13 protein-coding genes are annotated in these 14468 nt (G+C 67.0%); 6 read left to right on the top strand and 7 right to left on the bottom strand.

What is annotated here, in order from left to right; translation table 11 throughout:
- Positions 1–50 precede the first annotated feature (50 nt).
- Entirely contained in the window at positions 51–1547 is a 1497-nt protein-coding gene (locus tag LZC94_33590; GenBank protein WXB12771.1) for a glycogen synthase, read from the top strand.
- Positions 1548–1976: 429 nt separating this feature from the next.
- Here the strand turns inward: LZC94_33590 and asnS are convergent, their stop codons facing one another.
- Positions 1977–3278, bottom strand: a complete 1302-nt coding sequence (asnS, locus tag LZC94_33585; GenBank protein ID WXB12770.1) for an asparagine--tRNA ligase — start codon at positions 3276–3278, stop codon at positions 1977–1979.
- A 49-nt stretch (positions 3279–3327) separates the two neighbouring features.
- The gene (locus LZC94_33580) at positions 3328–3828 is read right to left on the bottom strand and encodes an acyl-CoA thioesterase (GenBank protein ID WXB12769.1); all 501 of its coding nucleotides are present in this window, start codon (positions 3826–3828) and stop codon (positions 3328–3330) included.
- A gap of 1 nt (position 3829) precedes the next feature.
- Between LZC94_33580 and LZC94_33575 the strand changes: the two genes are divergently transcribed.
- Complete coding sequence (locus LZC94_33575) at positions 3830–4381, top strand: hypothetical protein (protein WXB12768.1); 552 nt, start codon at positions 3830–3832, stop codon at positions 4379–4381.
- On the opposite strand, the gene LZC94_33570 is transcribed toward LZC94_33575, so the two are convergent.
- The 4 genes from LZC94_33570 to LZC94_33555 all read right to left on the bottom strand — a co-directional run bounded on the left by LZC94_33570 (position 4362) and on the right by LZC94_33555 (position 8123).
- Complete coding sequence (locus LZC94_33570; protein ID WXB12767.1) at positions 4362–5492, bottom strand: serine/threonine protein kinase; 1131 nt, start codon at positions 5490–5492, stop codon at positions 4362–4364. The two genes, LZC94_33575 and LZC94_33570, sit on opposite strands and share 20 nt — an antisense overlap.
- The gene (locus LZC94_33565; GenBank protein ID WXB12766.1) at positions 5492–6307 is read right to left on the bottom strand and encodes a hypothetical protein; all 816 of its coding nucleotides are present in this window, start codon (positions 6305–6307) and stop codon (positions 5492–5494) included. The genes LZC94_33570 and LZC94_33565 overlap by 1 nt, the downstream gene beginning before the upstream one ends.
- Positions 6308–6521: 214 nt before the next feature.
- On the bottom strand, positions 6522–7787 hold the full coding sequence (locus tag LZC94_33560) for a hypothetical protein (protein WXB12765.1): 1266 nt from the start codon (positions 7785–7787) through the stop codon (positions 6522–6524).
- A gap of 24 nt (positions 7788–7811) precedes the next feature.
- Positions 7812–8123 carry a septum formation initiator family protein gene (locus LZC94_33555; protein ID WXB12764.1) on the bottom strand — a complete coding sequence of 104 codons (312 nt, stop codon included), beginning with the start codon at positions 8121–8123 and terminating at the stop codon, positions 7812–7814.
- Positions 8124–8203: 80 nt separating this feature from the next.
- Here LZC94_33555 and gatB point away from each other — a divergent pair, with 80 nt between their 5' ends.
- Together gatB and LZC94_33545 are read left to right on the top strand one after the other, a co-directional pair.
- Entirely contained in the window at positions 8204–9640 is a 1437-nt protein-coding gene (gatB, locus tag LZC94_33550; GenBank protein WXB12763.1) for an Asp-tRNA(Asn)/Glu-tRNA(Gln) amidotransferase subunit GatB, read from the top strand.
- Positions 9641–9675: 35 nt separating this feature from the next.
- Positions 9676–11250: an ATP-binding protein gene (locus LZC94_33545; protein WXB12762.1), complete on the top strand. Its 1575-nt coding sequence runs from the start codon at positions 9676–9678 to the stop codon at positions 11248–11250.
- Between the two features lie 363 nt (positions 11251–11613).
- On the opposite strand, the gene LZC94_33540 is transcribed toward LZC94_33545, so the two are convergent.
- On the bottom strand, positions 11614–12282 hold the full coding sequence (locus tag LZC94_33540) for a hypothetical protein (GenBank protein ID WXB12761.1): 669 nt from the start codon (positions 12280–12282) through the stop codon (positions 11614–11616).
- A gap of 361 nt (positions 12283–12643) precedes the next feature.
- On the opposite strand from LZC94_33540, the gene LZC94_33535 reads away from it, so the two are divergent.
- Both LZC94_33535 and LZC94_33530 read left to right on the top strand, forming a co-directional pair.
- A complete protein-coding gene (locus LZC94_33535) occupies positions 12644–13543 on the top strand; it encodes a homoserine kinase (protein WXB12760.1) in 900 nt (299 codons plus the stop codon).
- 25 nt (positions 13544–13568) lie between these two features.
- A complete protein-coding gene (locus tag LZC94_33530) occupies positions 13569–14351 on the top strand; it encodes a sulfite exporter TauE/SafE family protein (protein WXB12759.1) in 783 nt (260 codons plus the stop codon).
- The last annotated feature ends 117 nt before the right edge of the window (positions 14352–14468 follow it).

Below are 14468 nucleotides of genomic sequence, written 5' to 3'. Positions count from 1 at the left end.
TCCGAAATCTTCGCGACGAACAGCCTCAAGCGTGTTCTAAAGTGCGGACGATGCCCCGACCGCTCCGTCTTCTCATGGTTTCGTCCGAGGTCGAAACGTTTGCCCGCACGGGCGGGCTGGGTGACGTCGTTCTCGGTGTGTCGCGGGCGCTGGGGGCCCGTGGGGTGGACGTGGCCATCGTCACGCCGCTCTACGGCACCACGCGCATCCCATCGGACGACGTGCACCGATGGTACGGCACCGTGCCCGCGCGGGTGGGCTGGGGCGCCGACGACGTGCGCTACCCGGGCGTGGTCGAGGTGCGGCTCGCCCCCAATGTGCGCGTCTTTTTGGTCGACGATCCCGGGCTTTTTCTGCGCGACGGCATCTACGAAGACGCGTTCGGCACCTTCGGCGACAACGAGCTCCGCTTCGCCACCATGTCGCGCGCCGCGCTCTCCATCGCCGAGCGCCTCTGGGGCGGCACCGGTCCCGATCGGGGGCCCGACGTCATCCACGCGCACGACTGGCACGCCACCTTTGCGCTGCTCTACGCGCGCCTCACCATGGGGCAGGCGTGGGCCGACGTTCCCACGGTGTTCACCATTCACAACCTCGCCTACCAGGGGGTGCTCGGCTTCGATTCGCTCGATCGGCTGGCGCTTCCGCGCGGGGCGTACCATCCCGGGTGTCTCGAGCACGGCGGCTTGGTGAACCTGCTCAAGGGCGCCATGTCGGTGGCCGATCGGGTCACCACCGTGAGCCCGACGTATGCGCGCGAGATCCTGCAGCCGAGCGGGGGCTTTCAGCTGCACCATTTTCTGCGGTCGCTCTCGTACAAAACCGCGGGCATCCTCAATGGCATCGACATCCAGAGCTTCGATCCGAGCCGCGACGGCGCCATCGCCGCGAACTACCACGCGGACGATTTTGCGCCCGGGCGCGCGCGCTGCAAAGAGGCGCTCGTTCACGAGCTGGGGCTGGGCGATCCGAACGCGCCGCTCTTCTCCCTCGTGTCGCGGCTGACGCATCAAAAAGGGATCGACCTTCTGCTCCCCATCGTGGGCAACTTGCTCGAGGGCGGCGCGCGCATCGCGCTGGTCGGGACGGGCGAGCGCGCGCTCGAACGTGCGCTCCATGCGCTGGGCGCGCGCTACCCGGGCCGGGTGGCGGCGCGGGTGGCCTTCGACGAGAAGCTGGCGCGCCGCATCTACGCGGGCACGGATTTTCTGCTCGTTCCATCGCGCTACGAGCCGTGCGGCCTCACCCAGATGTACGCCATGCGCTACGGCGCCATCCCCATCGTCACCGACGTGGGCGGCCTGCACGACACCGTCACCCCGTTCAGCGCCGTGCGCGAAGAGGGCACGGGCTTCGTCGCCAAGAACCCCGATCCGCTCTCGCTCCTCATCGCCTGCGACGACGCCCTCACGGCCTACTCCGACCGCGAAGGCTTCCGCCGTCTCATCGCCCGCGCCATGCACCGCGATTTTTCATGGACCCGCTCCGCCGACGAATATCTGGAGCGCATCTACCGCCCGATCACCCAACTGCGCGCAGGGCTTTAGCCTTCGCGAAGGGGGCGCCGATTTCGCGGGAGCGCCGATTTCGTGGGGGGACGCCGGTTTCGTGGGGGCGCCGGTTTCGTGGGGGGGGCGCCGGTTTCGTGGGGGCGCCGGTTTCGTGGGGGCGCCGATTTCGTGGGGGGGCGCCGATTTCGCGGACGCTCGATTCACGCCCATGAAGGCGAGGTGAAACCGCCAGGGTCGCTAGGGGCGCTAGCAGGAAAGGAGAGAGGTATTTTTTTTTTATCTCTCTCTTCTGCTCCTAGCGATCCTTGCGTCCTGGCGGTTGAAAATCTTCAGGGCGCCTTGGCGGTTCAAAATCGTCAAGGCGCCTTGCAGTTGAAATCTCAGGGCGCCTTGGCGGTTCAAAATCCTCAAGGCGCCTTGCAGTTGAAATCTCAGGGCGCCTTGCGGAGCGCTCCAGCGAAGACGTTAGGGCGCCAGCCGATTGAGCATACGCGGGAACGGGATCGTCTCCCGCACGTGCGGCAGCCCGCAGATCCACGACACGGTGCGCTCGATGCCGAGCCCGAACCCCGCGTGCGGAAAGCTCCCGTAGCGGCGGAGGTCGAGGTACCACTCGAAGGCTTCCATGGGCAGCTTGTGGTGGCCGATGGCTGCCTCCAAGCGCTCGAGGCTATCTTCGCGCTGCCCGCCGCCGATGATTTCGCCGTAGCCCTCGGGCGCCAGGATGTCCATGTTGAGCGCCAGCGCCTCGTTCCCGGGATCGCGCTTGAAGTAGAAGGCTTTGATGTCGCTCGGGTAGCGGTGCACGATCAGCGGGCGGTCGAACTTGTTCGAGATGACCGTCTCCTCGTCGCCGCCGAAGTCGTCTCCCACCTTGGCCTCCGGGTGCCCGTTCTCTTGCAGGATCTTGATGGCCTCGTGGTACGTGATGCGCGGGAACGGCGTCTTCACCTTCTCCAGGAAGGTCGTGTCGCGCTCGCAGATCTTGAGCTCCTCGGCGCGGGTCTCGAGGACGCGCTCCACGATGTACGTGATGAAGTCCTCGCCCAGCTTCATGTCGCCTTCCAGATCGAGGAACGCCACCTCGGGCTCCACCATCCAGAACTCCGCCAGGTGCCGGCGCGTCTTCGACTTCTCGGCGCGGAAGGTGGGCCCGAAACAGTACGCCTTGCCCACCGCGGCCGCCGCGGCCTCCATGTAGAGCTGGCCCGACTGGGTGAGGTACGCCGGCTCGCCGTGGTAGTCGGTCTCGAACAGGGTGCTCGTCCCCTCGCACGCGTTGGGCGTGAAGATGGGGGCGTCCACCAAGGTGAAGCCGCGCCCGTCGAAGAAGTCGCGCACCGCTTTGATGATCGTATGGCGGATGCGCAGGATCGCGTGCTGACGCTTGCTTCGCAGCCAGAGGTGCCGGTTGTCCATGAGGAAATCGGTCCCGTGCTCCTTGGGCGAAATCGGGTACTGGCGCGCCACGTGGGCGATGACCCGCACGTCCTTGGCGTCGAGCTCGTACGTGCCTTTCAGCTTGCCGTGCTCTTTGACGAGCCCCGTGGCCTCGATGCTGGACTCCTGCCCCAGCCCCTCGGCCAGCTGGAAGAGCTCGGGGGTGACATTCCCCTTGAAGACGACGGTTTGCACGATGCCGGTGCCATCGCGCAGCTCGAGGAAGTGAACGTTTTTGCTCGAGCGCTTGTTGTAAAGCCAACCGCGGACGGTGACTTCTTGGCCCACCTGCTGCGAAAGTTCGGCAACGGGAACGACGTGCGACATGATCCGCGCATTATAAGGAGCGCGGCCGCGGGTCACGCAAGAGGGGCGCTCACGTCCGCGTCGTTTCTGCCCGGTCCAAGCGCGCGCGGCGCCGCGCTTCCCCTTCGGCCTGGGAAATTCGCGTTTCTTCCGAGTCGAGCGCCAGCGGTATCACCGCCGTGGGCTTCGCGTCGTCGTCGATGGCCACGAAGACCAGCCGGGCGCGGACGCACGGCCAGCGGCGCTGGGTTTTCAGGTTTTCCCCCTCGACCACCACCTCGATTTCCATCGACGTGCGAAAAGTGGCCAGCAACCGAGCCCGCAGCCGCGCCACCTCTCCGATCTTGACAGGCTGCTCGAACTTCAAATCGTCCACGAAGGCCGTGACCGCCATATGACCCGAGTGGCGCTGCGCACAGATGGCGGCGCACAAGTCGATCCAGGCCATGATTTGTCCGCCGAACACGCCGCCCAGGGCGTTGGCGTGCTGGGGGAGAACGTATTCTGTCATATCGGTGATGGATTCGCTCTGCGGCTTGGACGAGATCACGGTAGGTTCCTCGGCCTGCACGATGCCTTCGAAGTCGCTTTCTGGCAAACGCTTGGTCGCCGTTGGAGCCGCCGTCATCGCCGTGGTCGCTCTGGGAATCTTTCTGGCCTTCGCCTTCGTCGGCCGGAAGCAACTCGTGCGCGCTTCGCTCCTCTCCGAAGGTCGAAGGCGCCTCGGCGACTTCGGTGAGGGCGTCGCGCACTGCGCGACCACCGGCAAACTTCCGCCGAGCTCGCCGCTCGTGCCCGCCGACTTCAGCCTGCTCGCCGGCGCCGGCTACCGCACCACCAAAAGCGACTGGCAAGCGGAGGCCTTCACCTGCGCGCACTTCGCGCCCACCGACGCGACCTGCCACTACCAATTCCGCTGGATCCGCCAGAGCGATGACACCGGCATCGTGCAAGCCTATGGCGACATCGATCGCGACGAAAAGCCGGACACCGAGATGACCGCGCCCATCCGCTGCATCGACCGCCCGCCGAAGCCCGAGGAGAACGCGGGCAGCGCGACCACCGTCCGCGAGTGCGGGGTCGGCCCCGTGCAAGAAGAGGCGATCACCGCGGTGCCGCGCTAACCGCGCGCGCCGAGTGCGTCGCGCGCGCCGCCTCGGACGCGGGCACGGGCTCACGTTGCACGAGCAGCCCCACGACCGACGCCACGAGGAGCAGCAACCCCGCGCCCGCTAGCGCCAGCAGCACCCCCTGGGATGCGCTCCGCGTGTCGCGCGGTAAGGTCGCCAGCGCGCTCGCGGAGCCCAGCTCTCCGCGCGAGAGCACGCGCGCGGTGCGCGGCACCGTGATGAACGCCTGCTCCGGCGCGAAAGGTTGGAGAGCGCGCGCCAGCTCGGCCACATTTTGGAACCGCTCCGCCGGATCCTTCGCCAGACAGCGCGTCACCACCGCTTCGAGCGGCGCCGGGACGTCGGTGCGTCCGGGCGCGAGCGGCCGCGGTGGGTCGGTGACGATGGACGCGCACACCTCGGTCAACGTCTCGCCCGCGAACGGCGCGGCGCCCGCGAGCAGCTCGTACAGAATGATCCCGAGCGACCAGATGTCCGCCCGCGGATCGGCGCGTTTGGCGTCGCGCATTTGCTCGGGCGCCATGTACAGCGGCGAGCCCACGAGCGGCGCGGCGTGCGGGAGCGCCACGTCGTCGGCGTAGCTCGCCTCGCCGGCCGCGCCGCTGGAGAGCAGCTTGGAGACGCCGAAGTCGAGGATCTTGATGCGCAGCGAGCCATCGAGGCGCTCGGCCAAAAACAGGTTCGCCGGCTTGAGATCGCGGTGCACGATGCCGCTCGCGTGCGCCTCCGCCAGCGCCTCGCACGCTTGCAGCACGTACGTTACGGCCTGGGTGACCGCCATGGGCCCCGAGCGCCGCAAGGTCGCCTCGAGATCGCGGCCCTCGAGGTACTCCATCACCAGGTAGGGGATGCCGTTGGGCAAGGTCGACACGTCGAACACGCGCACGGCGTGCTCGCTCTGGATGCGCGCGGCCGCGCGGGCCTCGAACGTGAAGCGGGCCACCGCCTCGTCGGTTCGCAGCGCGCCGCCCACGAGCATCTTGATGGCCACCCGCTGATCGAGCCGCAGGTGCAGCGCCTCCAGCACCAGCCCCATGCCGCCTTCGCCGACCGGGCGCTGGATGCGGTATTTGTCGTCCAGGACTTCTCCGAGGAGGATGCTCATCAGGGCACGCACACTTGCGGGGTCACGGCGCCATCTCCCGCGTCGACCGACGGCGCGCACTTGCCCGAGCAGCATGCTTCGCCCTGCGGGCTACAAGGTTGATCGTCGCGCAGGCAACACGTCGCGTTGCCGCCGCACATCTCGGTGGGGGCGCATTGGTTGATGGTGGCGCAGTCCGTGGGCTTGTCCGTGCAGGGATCGACCACGATGCCCGAGCACTTGCCGAGGCACAGCTCCGCGCCCGTCTTGGGCGTGCAGCACGTCCCGGAGGTGTCGCTGGCGGGGACCCGGCGGCATACGTCGCCGGCTTTGCACGTTCCGCACGATTGTTTGGCGCATCCATTGTCTTGGTATCCACAGTTCTTTCCACTGCAGGCCAGAGGGTTGGGAATGCACGTGCCGCAGAACCCCGTCGAGTGATTGCACACGCTGCCGTTGGGGCAGATACACGTCTGCTGAACGCCGCAGTAGTCGATGCTCTTGTCGCAGCGTCCGTGGCACCAATCCGGCGCCGTGCATTCACAAAGGTGCTTCGTTTCGTTGCAAATAAGGTTTCCCGCGCAGGCCATCCCGCAATTGACTTCATTGCCGCATCTGTCGGTCAGCTTTCCGCAGCGGCCATTGCAAAAGTAGGGATCGGGCCTCCCCGCGTCGCACGCATTGCCGGAGTCGGGCTGCAAACCGCCGCCGATCCCGCCCTCGTCGGGGACACCCGCCTCGGAGAGCGAGCCGCCGTCCTCGAACGGTAGGCCGGATTCGATCCCGAGGAGGGTCGAGCAGGCCGCCACGGCATCGCCGATCGCCAAGACCGCCACACAGACACAGGCCCACCGAACAGACCTGCCCCACGCGAGGCGCCGCGTCACAGCGTTCTCCCGGTGCGCGCTGCGTGACCGCGCGCGCGCTTTTCAGTGTCCGAGCCGCTTGGCGTGCTCGTCGCGCTTGCGGTTGAGCACCTGCGAGACCTCATCCACGATCGCATAAGCTTTTTCCACCTCGTGCCGGGGTGGAAGCAAGTTCCCGTCCGCGTCAGCGCGCGCGCTTGAGGATGCGGGTCAGCGCTTCGCCTGCGATGCGGGCGAGCTCGTCGATGCGTTGGGTGCCGAGGGCCGTGTCGCCCAATTCATCGGCCACGACCAACATGGTCGCCTGACCCCTGAGCCGCACCACGGACATGGCGATGTCGCGGGTGGTGTTGCCCATGACCTGCAAGAGCGGCGCATGGGCTTCGGTTCGATAGAGGGGCCCCAGGTACCGCCCGGCCGCCGCGGCGGTGGCCAAGGTGCTCGGCAAGTTGGACGCGATGCGGATCTTGCGGAGCTCCGACTCGTCGCCGAACTCCGGGGTGCAGCGCCAGCCCACGAACGCATCGCGCTTCACCACGAACAGCGCCACCTTGCGCGCGACCGCGCGGGTGCCCATCAGCAGCGCGTGGAGCACCTCGTCGCGATCGAGCGCGCTCCGCATGGTCGCGATGATCCGCGATGGATCGGGGAAGGGGAGGGTCGGCTCGTCGGGGATCCACGAGTCCGGGCGGGCGGTTTGCGTGGGAAGAAATGAGGCGCGCCGGCCCGACGTGGCCATCGTATCGTTGGCGAGGAGCGCATGCGCCATCGGGTACGACGGCCGCGATCGACGCTCCGCCGGGCCTGGGCTCTGCGGGATGACACGCAGCACCGGAGGCAGATCCGACTCGATGGGCTCCGCGTTCACGCCGAAGGGGCTCACGGGGTTTGCGAGCATCGGAGCAGGGCGCGGCACGGGCGTGCCCCACGCGGGCGTCTCTTTGATCCGGCGCTGCACCGCCCAGATGCTCCGCGGCGCATCGGCATGGGCGTTGGGATGGGGCGGCGCCGCGAGCGCATGCATGGCCGGCGGCGCCGTGCTGCGATCGAGGGCGCGCTCCAGCATGGCCAGCGGCGCGCGCACCATGCGCACCGGCGCCTTGAGGAAGAAGCCAATCTCGTTGGCTCCATGGGGATCACGTGTATCGGCGACGGCGACATCGACGGTGCCGGTGCGCGGATCCATGCGGATGGGCAGCGCCAGCAGGCGGCTGCAAAGCCCGCTCGGCAGCGCATCGAGGAGGCTCGGTACGGGCACCAGGGTGTGCACCACCGGCGCGTCGGTGCGCGCCAGCTCGTCGTCCAACCTTTCGGGCGTGATGAACCCGAGCGCCACCAGCACGCGCGGCAGCGGGATCCCCTCGGTGGCCACCACGTACAGGGCGCGTGCGAGCGCCGCCGGCGTTACCGCCTCGGACAGAAGGAGGGCGCGACCGAGCTCGTAGGGCACGTCACGCGGATATTACCCGCTTTGCTATCGCCCTTTTCCAAATTGAAAGACGACCTCGCTCTTTCGCACCAGCCCGAGCTTGCCCCGCGCGATGCGCTCCACGGCCGTCGGATTGTCCTTCAGGTCGAGCACCTCCGCGCGAAGGTGCGCCACGTCGCGGGTAAGCTCCACATTTTCGGCCTTGACCTGCGCCAGCTCCTTCGACAGCGCGCGCATGCGCGGCAGCCCCTCCGGCTCGAAGATCAGGAGCGGGGCGCCGATGAGGGCGAGCCCCAGAATGGCGAGCGGAAGGGCGCGCTGGACGAAATCACCGAGGGAAAAGTCGCCGCTGGACACAGCGCGAGTCTCGCACGATTCGGCCGTCGCAGGCCACTTTCGAGCCTGCGCCTGCGCGCGGCGCGCTATCCTCGGGGCTCATGACATCTCGCTACGAAGCGGTCATCGGCCTCGAGGTGCACGTGCAGCTCCTCACGCGCACCAAGGCTTTTTGCTCCTGCTCGACCGCCTTTGGCGCCGCGCCCAATACGCAAGTATGCCCCACGTGCCTCGGCCTCCCCGGCGCGCTCCCGGTCCTCAATGGCGAGGCGGTGCGCCTGGCGGTGCGGGCGGCCTTGGGCCTCGGGTGCCAGCTTCGAGCCGTGAGCCGGTTCGCGCGCAAGAACTTCTTCTACCCCGACATGCCCAAGGGCTACCAAATCAGCCAATTCGACGAGCCATTCAGCGAAGACGGCGTCCTCGAGGTGGAGTGCGAGGGGCGCACCATCCGGCCCCGAATCGAGCGGGTGCACATGGAGGAGGACGCGGGCAAGAACCTCCACGACCGCGGTGATCACTCCATCGTGGATTTGAATCGCTCGGGTGTGCCGCTGGTCGAGGTGGTGGGCAGGCCCGATCTGCGCAGCGCGGCGGAAGCGGTCGCTTACCTGCGCGCGCTTCGCGACGTGCTCGTCTTCCTCGGGGTCAACGATGGCAACCTCGAGGAGGGCTCCTTTCGATGCGACGCCAATGTCTCGTTGCGCCCGCGCGGCACGGAGCCGTTCGGCACCCGGGTGGAGTTGAAGAACATCAACTCGTTCCGCTTCGTCGAGAAGGCCATTGCGTACGAGATTTCGCGGCAGGAGGCGGTGCTGGAGTCGGGCGGCAAGCTGACCCAGGAGACCCGAGGCTGGGACGAAAACGGCGGCAAGACGTTTTCCCTCCGCAGCAAAGAGACCGCCCAAGATTATCGGTATTTTCCGGAGCCCGACCTACCGCCGCTGATCCTGGACGAGGCGTTCATCTTGCAGGTGCGCGCCGAGATGCCCGAGTTGCCACGCGACAAACGCGCCCGTTTCGTGTCGGAATTGGGGCTGGTGCCGGGCGCGGCGGCCGTTTTAACGCAGCACCCGCGCATTGCGGCCTTCTTCGAGGAGGCGGCGACCCTATACGGGGATGGCGTGAAGGTCGGGAACTTCATCCAGAACGAGGTGCTGCGCGATGTGACCACCCATGGTCTCACCGCCGACATCCCCGTTTCGGCGCGCCAGATCGTGCAGCTTCTCAAGCTGGTGGACCGCGGTAAGATCAGCGGCAAGCAAGCCAAAGAGGTCTACGCAAAAATCGTCCGCACCGAGCGGATGCCCGAGGAGGTCATCGCCGAGCTCGGCATGGCCCAGGTCACCGACAAGGAGGCCATCTTGGCCATCTGCCGCAAGGTCGTGGAGCAAAATCCAAAGCAGGCCGCAGCCTTGCGTGGCGGGAAGACCGCGCTTATGGGATTTTTCGTAGGACAGGTGATGAAAGAGACGAAGGGGAGCGCGAATCCGCAGATGGTGAACGACCTGCTCCAAACGGTACTGGGGGTTCTATCGTGAGCTTCAGGGAATCTGCGAACTGGAAGGTGTCCACTTTGGGGGGTGCGGTTGGCCTCACGGAGTCGGTGAAGATGAAGGCGGCCAACACGACCTCGCCCGGGGTCCCCACGCCGCCATCGCTTCGAACCCCGCGCACCGGCTTCGGCATCTGCCGCCGCGGCATGCTGGGGCGCGTTCTGGTCGTCGATGACAACACCGATCTGGTCACGACCTTGCGCGAGGTGCTCGAGCCGCACGGCTTCGTGGTGATCAACGCCACGCGCGGCCAAGATGCGCTGCGCATCGCCGAGACCGACGGCTTCGACGTCGCCATCGTGGACGTGAAGCTCCCCGATACGAGCGGGGTCGATATCATTCAGCCGCTGCGCCGCGCGTCCCCCGCGAGCGAAGTGGTGCTCGTCACCGGTTTTGCCAGCGTCGACGCCGCCATCGCGGCGCTGCGCTCGGGCGCGTTTGCCTTCATCCTCAAGTCATTCCGGCCCGAGGAGCTTCTGTCGACCATTCAGCAGGCCATCACCAAGGTCCGCTTGATGCGCGACCGCGAGGAGCTGGAGCGCCGCTACCGCGCCCTCGTGGAGCTGACCGACGTGCTCGTGATTGGCCTCGATGAGACGGGGCACGTGGCCCTCTTCAACCGCCGGGCGGCCGCGCTCGCGGAGATCGCCTCCGAGGAGGCCTACGGTCGCGACTTCGTCGACACCTGGATCCCGGAGGAGGACCGCGCCCGCTTGCGCGAGTCGCTCAGCCAAGCGCACCGCGGTGAGCGTCTGCGCGAGGTGGAGACGAGCTTCGTGGAGCCGCAGCGGCGCGTGCGCTGGCAGCTGCTCCCCGCGCGCGACAGCGAGGAGAAGCGCCATCATTTCGTCTACCTCATCGGCATCGACGTCACCGAGCGCCGCGCCCTCGAGAAGCGCGCGGCCGACGCCGAGGCGCTCAGCGCCATGGGCACCTTGGCGCTCAACCTCGCGCACGAGATCCGCAACCCGCTGAACGCGGCCGTGCTGCAGCTGCACCTGATGGGCCGCGACATCGACAAGCTGGAGGCGGACTTCGATCGACGCGCGGCGATGCATCGCCGGGTCGAGATCGTGGGGAGCGAGATCAACCGTCTCAATCGTCTGCTCACGGAGTTTTTGGAGCTCGCGCGCCCGCGCGGCATCGGGCGCGAGCCGGTGCACATCGGCAGCTTGGTTGATGACGTGCTGGAGCTGGAGCGCGAGAGCGCCGAGCGGCGCGGCATCCGCATCGAGCGTCAAATCGTGGCCGACGGATGCGGCGTGGCCATTGGCGATCGCGAAAAGTTGAAGCAGGTGATTATCAACCTGGTCGTGAACTCGATCGAGGCGATGAAGGAAGGCGGGACCCTGACGGCCCGCGTTCTATGCGGCGACTCCAATGTGGTGCTCGAGATTGTCGACACGGGGCCCGGGATCGATCCGGAGCTGGTGGACAACGTGTTCGATCCGTTCTTCACGACGAAAGAAGGCGGCACGGGCCTGGGGCTCTCCATCGTGCGGAAAATCGTCGATCAGCACGGGGGTGACGTTGGGATCACCAGCGAGCGGGGGCAGGGGACGCAGGTGCGGGTGCGTATTCCGACGGGGCGTTGAATTGGCGATGCCGTGCGGTGGCGCATGGGGCGCTGCCCGGTGAGCTGCCTAGCGCCGCCTCCGGCGAATCTTCGGCGGGGCGCTTTCGCGCGTTCCTGACGGGCTACCGCACCCACCGCGCTCACCACGAAGGCGCGCCCTCGGTCCGCACCAGCCATCCCCCTGGGGAGGAGGGAGCTGGATGGCGGGGATCGTTTCGGCAAGCGTTTGCACCGGCACCGCTCCGCGCGGGAGCCGTTACCGTTGACTGGCGCACCTGAGGCGAGCGCCTCGGCCACCGCTGCGCAGGGAGCGGTCAACCGAGGCATCACGCGGCGAGACCCCGCAAAACGAGCGGACGTGGTCCGCTCGATAGAGCTACGACTAGCGGCCCGGCGGTTTGAGCGGCAGTGCCGCCGTTGAAATGGGCGGCGGAGGGACCTTGCCCTTGTTCACGTCGAGGGACGATTCGGTGGGCGCTTCGAGGGCGACGAGCGCGTTGAGCACGCGGTCGACGCCGTATTCGAGGGCTGCGTCCTTGAGGAAGATTGCGACCACGCGCACCAGGCGGAGCGACGTGATTTTGCCCAGATCGATCTCGCGCTCGAGGAACGCCTCGAAGGTGCCGTAGCCCTTGGCCTCGTAGAGCTTTCGGCTCTGCACGTCCTTCAGGATCTCTCCAATATCGTAAAATGATTTATTGAAGTTTTTCCGAAGTTGCTTGATGTGCTGGAGGGCATTGTGAAGATCGCCGATCTTCGCCTTGATGTCCTCGGCGCCCGTGGGCGTGCGAATGGTGGCGCGAGCGCTCCCCGGAAGCGGGGGCTCGGCCGCCCGGGCACGCGCCTCGGCGGCATGTTTTGCGGCGTGCCGAGCTGCCCACGGTGCGGCGCCGCGCAATCCGAGCTTGCGCTTTCCGCCGGCGGACTTGTCGTCCTTGCCGTTTTTGCCGGCCGGTGATTTTCCCGCGCCGGTGCCTTTGCCAACTGCGGGCTTCTCCCCGCCTTTGGCTGCGGCCTTTTTCGTCCCACCCTTTTTCGTCGTTGCCATCATCAAAGCCAATGCTTTTGGGGGCACCTGACGCCCGCTCGGCCAATTACCAGAAGGTATCCGCTTACGTCCATCTATATGAGCACATCTCCTCAGCTCGCAAAATTTCGGCGATCCGCCGAGCGGGCGGACGCGGGCTTCCGAACCCGCTTGGGACCGCTTCTACGCTCCGCCGGCCTCCGCCCGTGCGCTCCGATTTGGCGCCCGAAATACGGCGTTTCGCTTGAGCGCGGGTGCCATGATGCGGCAAATAGAGCCCGTGGCCATCCTAACTCCGGTTTGCGAGGAGCAGCTCCATCCCTTCCTCGCAGAATACAGCGAGCTCGGAAATCTCGTGTCATTCGCTGGGATTCCGGAGGGGAGTGTGAACACCAACTATCGGGTCGAGACCTCCCGCGACCCCGCCCGCCCATATTTCCTTCGCATTTACGAGGAGCAAGCCATCGACGGCGCACGCCTGGAGGCCGAGACCTTGCTGCACCTTGCCTCCCGTGGCGTCCCCTGCACGGCGCCGATCTTGCGGTTGGATGGCGAACGCATTGGCCAACTCGCCGGCAAGCCCGCCGCCCTCTTTGCGTGGTGCGACGGCACCATGCGCTGCCAAGCCAGCGTCTCCGTGCGCGATGCATGGCAGGTCGGCGCGGCGCTGGCTCGGATTCATGTCGCAGGAGGTGAGAGGTGGAGCGGTCGCGCCGGTCGCTTCGGCCCTGCCGAGCTGCGCTTGCGGCTCCCGCGCATCGCTGCGGCGAGCGATCCGACCCTCGCCGCGTGGGCGGAGCCCCTGGGCCGCGCCCTCGACGCCAACGAGGCGAGGCGGCGAAAGGATCTGCCCAAGGGCCTCGTGCACGGAGATCTCTTCCGCGACAACATCCTTTGGGACGAGGCGGGCGCGATCACCACCTTGCTCGACTTCGAGAGCGCGTTCGTCGGCACCTTCGCGTTCGACCTCATGGTGACCATTCTCTCGTGGTGCGTAGGCGATGCCCTGCGCCCCGAGCTCGCGCGCGCCATGGTCTCCGGCTACGAGTCGGTGCGCGAGCTCACCCTCGAGGAGCGCGACGGCCTTTACGGCGAAGCGTGCTACGCGGCGCTGCGCTTCTCCATCACGCGCATCACGGACTTTGCCATGCGCGCGAACACCCTGAAGGACTACCGCAGGTTCATCATGCGCTACCAAACCTTGGAGCAAATGGGACACGAGGGGCTCGCCCGCATCCTGTTCGACGACGGCCCCGAGCGCGCCCCCGCCCCGTCTGGCACCTAGGCCTACCAGGCCCTAGAAAGACGTCGTGCCGCTCCACCACCACCTGTTCCTGTTCACCGTCGCCGTCTTCGCCGGAGCGCTGAACACCGTAGCGGGCGGCGGCAGCTTTCTCACCTTTCCCGCGCTCATGTTCGTCGGCATCGCGCCCGTCGCTGCCAACGCGACCAACGCCCTCGCCATTTGGCCCGCGGGCGTCGCCGGCGCCTTCGCATACCGGCGCGAGCTCTCGCGCATGCGCACGTCGCTCGTCGCGCTCAGCGTCGCGAGCTTCCTCGGCGGGCTCGTGGGCGCCGTGCTCTTGCTGCTCACCACCGACGCCGCCTTCATGTACTTCGTCCCGTGGCTGCTCTTGGCCGCGACGGTGCTCTTCAGCCTCGGCGGCGTCCTCACGTCGCGCTTGCGCATGGATCCGGTCGATGAACAGCGCGAGCGCCGAGGTGTGAGCGCCACCGGCTTCGCGCTGCAGTTCGTGATCTCCCTTTACGGCGGCTACTTCGGCGGCGGCATGGGCATCATGATGCTCGCGGCCTTCACGGTGATGGGCATGTCGGATCTCATCGCCATGAACGCAGTCAAGACGGTGCTGACCACCGTCATCAACGGCATCGCCATCGTGGCGTTCATCGCGGCCGGCAAGGTGGCCTGGGCGCCTGCGCTGCTCATGGCCGTCGGCGCCACCTTGGGCGGCTACGGTGGCGCCATCGTGACCCGCAAGGTCTCGCCGAAGTGGATGCGCGCGTTCGTTCTCGTCGTGGCGTGGGCGATGACCGTTTATTTCTTCGCCAAGCAATACCTTACACACGCTTAAGAACCCGCCCTCGCGAAGAGCCGGCCGCGTGAAGAGCCCGGGCGCAAACGGCCCGCTCCCTGCACGGCGACTTACGGAGATGTAAGCGTTGTACGCGGGGCCAGATGGTTATGACGA

This window comes from Sorangiineae bacterium MSr11954 (assembly GCA_037157815.1).
Taxonomy (GTDB): Bacteria; Myxococcota_A; Polyangia; order Polyangiales; family Polyangiaceae; genus Pendulispora; species Pendulispora albinea.
This window is presented reverse-complemented; position numbering and strand designations above follow the sequence as displayed.

Excerpts from the sequence above, each read along its gene's own strand:
- LZC94_33590 (WXB12771.1), top strand. The coding sequence starts at position 51 with ATGCCCCGACCGCTCCGTCTTCTCATGGTTTCGTCCGAGGTCGAAACG.
- asnS (WXB12770.1), bottom strand. The coding sequence starts at position 3,278 with ATGTCGCACGTCGTTCCCGTTGCCGAACTTTCGCAGCAGGTGGGCCAA.
- LZC94_33575 (WXB12768.1), top strand. The coding sequence starts at position 3,830 with ATGCCTTCGAAGTCGCTTTCTGGCAAACGCTTGGTCGCCGTTGGAGCC.
- LZC94_33570 (WXB12767.1), bottom strand. The coding sequence starts at position 5,492 with ATGAGCATCCTCCTCGGAGAAGTCCTGGACGACAAATACCGCATCCAG.
- gatB (WXB12763.1), top strand. The coding sequence starts at position 8,204 with ATGACATCTCGCTACGAAGCGGTCATCGGCCTCGAGGTGCACGTGCAG.
- LZC94_33540 (WXB12761.1), bottom strand. The coding sequence starts at position 12,282 with ATGATGGCAACGACGAAAAAGGGTGGGACGAAAAAGGCCGCAGCCAAA.